5 protein-coding genes and 1 tRNA gene are annotated in these 4,350 nt (G+C 63.0%); all 6 read right to left on the bottom strand.

The features are described 5' to 3' along the window. Position 1: 1 nt before the first annotated feature. The 6 genes from ACTHL0_RS12735 to tolR all read right to left on the bottom strand — a co-directional run bounded on the left by ACTHL0_RS12735 (position 2) and on the right by tolR (position 4,300). Positions 2-77 (bottom strand) — tRNA-Lys (locus tag ACTHL0_RS12735). Between the two features lie 92 nt (positions 78-169). Then, complete coding sequence (ybgF, locus tag ACTHL0_RS12730) at positions 170-919, bottom strand: tol-pal system protein YbgF (protein ID WP_440567107.1); 750 nt, start codon at positions 917-919, stop codon at positions 170-172. 22 nt (positions 920-941) lie between these two features. Continuing rightward, the gene (gene pal, locus ACTHL0_RS12725) at positions 942-1,445 is read right to left on the bottom strand and encodes a peptidoglycan-associated lipoprotein Pal (protein ID WP_440567106.1); all 504 of its coding nucleotides are present in this window, start codon (positions 1,443-1,445) and stop codon (positions 942-944) included. A gap of 19 nt (positions 1,446-1,464) precedes the next feature. Then, positions 1,465-2,757: a Tol-Pal system beta propeller repeat protein TolB gene (gene tolB / locus ACTHL0_RS12720; protein WP_440567105.1), complete on the bottom strand. Its 1,293-nt coding sequence runs from the start codon at positions 2,755-2,757 to the stop codon at positions 1,465-1,467. 110 nt (positions 2,758-2,867) lie between these two features. Beyond that, a complete protein-coding gene (gene tolA / locus ACTHL0_RS12715) occupies positions 2,868-3,854 on the bottom strand; it encodes a cell envelope integrity protein TolA (RefSeq protein WP_440567104.1) in 987 nt (328 codons plus the stop codon). Then, positions 3,851-4,300: a protein TolR gene (tolR, locus tag ACTHL0_RS12710; RefSeq protein WP_440567103.1), complete on the bottom strand. Its 450-nt coding sequence runs from the start codon at positions 4,298-4,300 to the stop codon at positions 3,851-3,853. The genes tolA and tolR overlap by 4 nt, the downstream gene beginning before the upstream one ends. Between the last annotated feature and the right edge of the window lie 50 nt (positions 4,301-4,350).

Raw genomic sequence — 4,350 nt, 5'->3', positions numbered from 1 at the left:
TTGGTAGGCCGTACTGGATTCGAACCAGTGACCAACGGATTAAAAGTCCGCTGCTCTACCAACTGAGCTAACGACCCGAAGAGGCGAGATTATAGCGGCGCTGATCGGGCTCGTCAACATCGAGCCTTCATCGGCGATCCGGCCGTCAGCCTTCACGCGCCGCTACCGTTTACTTCGTCTGCGCCAGCTTCTGCTGCGCTGCCTGCGCCACGTCCGACCCGCCGTACTGCGAAATGATCTCTTGCAACGTCTTGCGAGCCGCGGCCTTCTGCCCCTGCTCCAGTTGGTTGTTCGCGATCGCCAGCAGTGCCTCGGGTGCGCGCGGATGCTGCGGGTAGTTCTTCACGACGCTCTGCCAAATGGCCGTGGAGCCCTTGTAATCGTGCAATGCGTACAGCGCATTACCCAGCCAGTACTGCGCCGTCGGCTGATAAGGGCTCTGCGGATATTTGGCGATGAAGCTGCGAAATGCCGCTGCCGCGCCTTTGAAGTCGCCGCTGCGAAACTGCTGCGATGCCGCGTTGAACGCCTCCGTTTCACCGGGCTGCACCGTGCCTTGGACACCATCGACCGTCTGCGTCTGCGGCTCCAACTTCTTGAGCCGGCCGTCCAGGTCGGTGTAGTAGTCCTTCTGCTGCTTCTGCAAGGTCGTGACCTGGTTCGCCAGATCCTCGTTTTGCCCCCGCAGCGTCGCGATCTGCTGATTGAGCTGATCGAGGCGCCCCTGCTGATCGATCAAGGAGCGCTGCGCCGCCGACAATTGGCTCGTGAGGTTATCCGTCTTTGCACGCAAGTCAAGAATCGCTTGACGTGCCTGATCGTCGTCGAACAGACCGGCGTGCGCCGGCCCTGCCACGAGCGCCGAAGCGGCCACACATGCGGCTGCGGTACCGCGCAGCCAGGAGAAACGGTGCGTCATACGCGTTGTCACCCGTTACGAATTACTGATAGATGATATCTGCGCGGCGGTTTTGCGCCCACGAGTCTTCATCGTGACCCTGCGCCATCGGCTTTTCCTTGCCCAGGCTCACGGCTTCCATTTGCGATGCCGGCACGCCGTCGGCTTCGAGCGCTTGCAGAACCGCTTGCGCACGCTTTTGGCCCAGCGCCAGGTTGTACTCGGCCGTGCCGCGCTCATCCGTGTTGCCTTGGATCAGGATGTGGCGTTGCGGATGGGCTTGCAAGTACTGCGCGTGCGCTTGCAGCAGCGACGTGTATTGGCTCGAAACGTCGTATTTGTCGAAATCGAAGTACACGCTGCGCTTGGCCAGCGGGCTGTTCGGGTTGTTCAGCTCGTCAACCGTGACCGGCGCGACCGCGTTCGGGTTCGGCTGCGTGCTGACCGCACCTTGCGTCGGGTTTTCGTTCAGCTTCGTGCCCGAATGGCAAGCGGCCAACGCGCTCACGAGCGCCACGGCAAATACGATACGAAGTTTGGACATCATTTCTTACTCTCCTTGTGTGTCATTGCATAAAGGGACCCCAAGACGGCTCGGTCACGGTGCCGCCCCGAACGGACAGAATCTGCCGCGTCCGACCGTCGGTCGAAACAGCGGCCAGTACGCCACGGCCGTTCGCCTGTGTGGCATAAAGAATGTACTGACCATTCGCCGCGAAGCTCGGCGATTCGTCATGTGCCGTATCGGTCAGCGCCGTGGCGACGCCCGTCGCGAGGTCCTGTATGTAGAGCTTGAATGCACCGCCCACGCGCGAAATGTAAGCGAGCTCCTTGCCGTCGGGGCTCACACGCGGGCTCGTGTTGTAATTGCCCGTAAATGTCACGCGCTGCGCACCGCCGGCACTTTCGCCTTGTGCGGGCATTTTGTAGATCTGCGGCTGGCCGCCCCGGTCGCTCGTGAAGTAGATCCACTGGCCATCGGGAGAGTAGAACGGCTCGGTGTCGATCGACGTGCTGCGCGACAAGCGGCGCAAGCCGCCGCCGTTCGCATTCACGGCGTAGATCTGCGTATTGCCCGTCAGCGTCAGTGCGACGGCTACCGTGCGCCCGTCCGGCGACCAGGTCGGCGCGCTGTTGCTGCCCTTCTGATCGGAGATGACAACGCGGTGCCCCGTCGGCAGATCGTGAATGTAGACGATTGGCTTACGCTTTTCGAACGAGACGTAGGCCACCTTCGTGCCATCGGGCGACCAGGCCGGCGAGATGATCGGTTCGGGACTCGACAGGGCCACATGTGCGTCCTGACCGTCCGAATCTGAAATCTGCAGTTGATAACGATTGCCGACCTTCACGACGTACGACAGCCGCGTGGCGAAGACGCCGCGCGAGCCGAGCAGCTTCGCGTAGATGTAATCGGAGATCTTGTGAGCGGTCAGCCGCAAGCTGTCCGCGGGCGTCGTGAAAGACAAGCCGCCCAGGCTCTGCCCCTTGACCGCGTCATACAGCCGGAAACGCACGTCGTATTGACCGTTGGCCGTACGCTGAATGCTGCCGGCGACAAAGGCGTTGGCGCCCTTGGCCTTCCAGGTGCCCAAATCGACGGAATCGGTTTCGGAGACGGGCGTGGAACCGGCATCGACAATCGAGAATTTGCCGCTGTGCTGCAAGTCCTGACGCACGATTTCACTGACCGACTGCGGCGCACCCGTTTCACCCGCGAAGTTCGCCGTGGCGATGGGGTACTGGGTGGAGCCGACACCCGTCACGAGTACGTTGAGCTGAGCGTGCGCCGCACCGGCCGACGCGATCAGGCACGACGCCAACAATGTCCTCAAGCCTAGCTTCGTCATCAAACTCATGCTGAAAATCCCAAAAAACGAAAAAATGGCACGACAGCAAAGAGACTACGCGCTGCAGGAATCGTTCCTGACAGGGGCGGATCCGCGCGTCCCGGCCATCGCCGCCCCGGTCAGCCCGCCGGCCGCAGCGTGATCAGGAACGACGACGGCGCTTTCCCGTTCGTATCGAGCGGCATCGGATTGGACGCGTTCACGGCGTTCAGGGCGGCCTGATCCCATTGCGCATTGCCGCTGCCCTTTTGGATCGACGCCGACAAGAGCTCGCCGTCCGGCGCGCAGTGGACCGAAACGACCGTTTCGAGCCCCGCGGTCTCGCCGGCCCAGATGATGTTCGGCCGTACGCGCCGGCGCACCTTGTCCGAATAGCCGGGTGACGCAGCCGTACCGCCCGAGCCGCTGCCCGTACCGCTCTTCGCGAGGCCGTTGCCGCCCTCGCTTTGGCCGGCCAGACCCTGCAATTGCGCGAGCCGCGCGCGCCGCTCCTGTTCGAGCTGCTGCTTTTGCTTGGCCTGCTGCTGGGCCTGGGCCTTGGCTTTCGCGGCCTTTTCCGCGTCGGCTTTTTGCTTGGCTTCGAGTTGTTGCTGTTTCAGTTGCGCCTGCTTTTGCTGTTCCTGCTTCTTCAGCTCGGCCTGTTTTTCCTGTTGCTGTTGCTGTTCGCGCAGCTTCTCGGCCTGGGCTTGCTGCTGTTTGAGCTTATCGGCCGCGGCCTTTTGTGCCGCCTGCCGCTGGGCTTGCGCCTGTTGCTCCTGCAGCGCCTTTTGGCGTTGCGCCTCGGCAAGCTGGGCGGCCCGCTGCGCGGCTTCCTGTTCCTTACGCTTCTTTTCCTGCAGCGCGATATCGGCCTGCTCCTGAGCGACGGGCGGCGCCGGCTGTACGCGCACGGGCGGGGCCGGGGGAGGAGGAGGCTGCGTCGGCGCCGGTGTCACGTTGGTCCAAAGCTCGGCTTCGGCGCCGGCCGGCGTGCTGTTCTGCCAGTGAATGCCGTGATAGAGGAACAACCCCAGCAGCGCGTGCATGACGAGCGCGAGGGTGAACGCGCGCCCGGTACCGCGCTCGCGGGGCGGTTGCAGCGGGTAGACGGACTTCTTGGGCTTCATTGCGATTTGACGAGCAGGCCCACGCGCTTCACGCCGCGCGCCTTCAAGTCGGACATCACGTTCATCACGGCATCGTACTGCACGGTTTTGTCGGCGGCGATCACGACCGGTTGATCCGGGTGCGACACTTCTCGCTCGGTCACGAAACTGGCCAGATCGCCGCGTGTCATCTGCTGTTCTTCGGCGTTGCCGGAATCGTCCTTGTAGCGAACGGTCATCTTGCCGTCGCCGCGAATATTGACGACGACGGGAGGCGTTTGCTGCTGGGGCGCGGCACCGCCGACCGTGGGCAGGTTCACGATCGAAGGCGCGACGAGCGGCGCCGTCACCATGAAGATGACGAGCAGGACCAGCATCACGTCGATGTATGGCACGACGTTGATGTCGGCCATCGCGCGGCGCGAGCGGCCGCCGCGCATGCTGGATCGGTTGGTGGAACCGGCCATCGCGTACTCCTTAATGCGCCTGGCGCTGCAAGATGTTCGAGAACTCTTCG

The sequence above is a fragment of the Trinickia sp. genome, assembly GCF_051961175.1.
Lineage (GTDB): Bacteria > Pseudomonadota > Gammaproteobacteria > Burkholderiales > Burkholderiaceae > Trinickia.
Note: the sequence above shows the minus strand (reverse complement) of the source record. Positions and strands in the feature narration are given on the sequence as shown.

Coding starts and splice junctions, on each gene's coding strand:
- tolB (WP_440567105.1), bottom strand. CDS start 2,757: ATGAGTTTGATGACGAAGCTAGGCTTGAGGACATTGTTGGCGTCGTGC.
- pal (WP_440567106.1), bottom strand. CDS start 1,445: ATGATGTCCAAACTTCGTATCGTATTTGCCGTGGCGCTCGTGAGCGCG.
- ybgF (WP_440567107.1), bottom strand. CDS start 919: ATGACGCACCGTTTCTCCTGGCTGCGCGGTACCGCAGCCGCATGTGTG.
- tolA (WP_440567104.1), bottom strand. CDS start 3,854: ATGAAGCCCAAGAAGTCCGTCTACCCGCTGCAACCGCCCCGCGAGCGC.
- tolR (WP_440567103.1), bottom strand. CDS start 4,300: ATGGCCGGTTCCACCAACCGATCCAGCATGCGCGGCGGCCGCTCGCGC.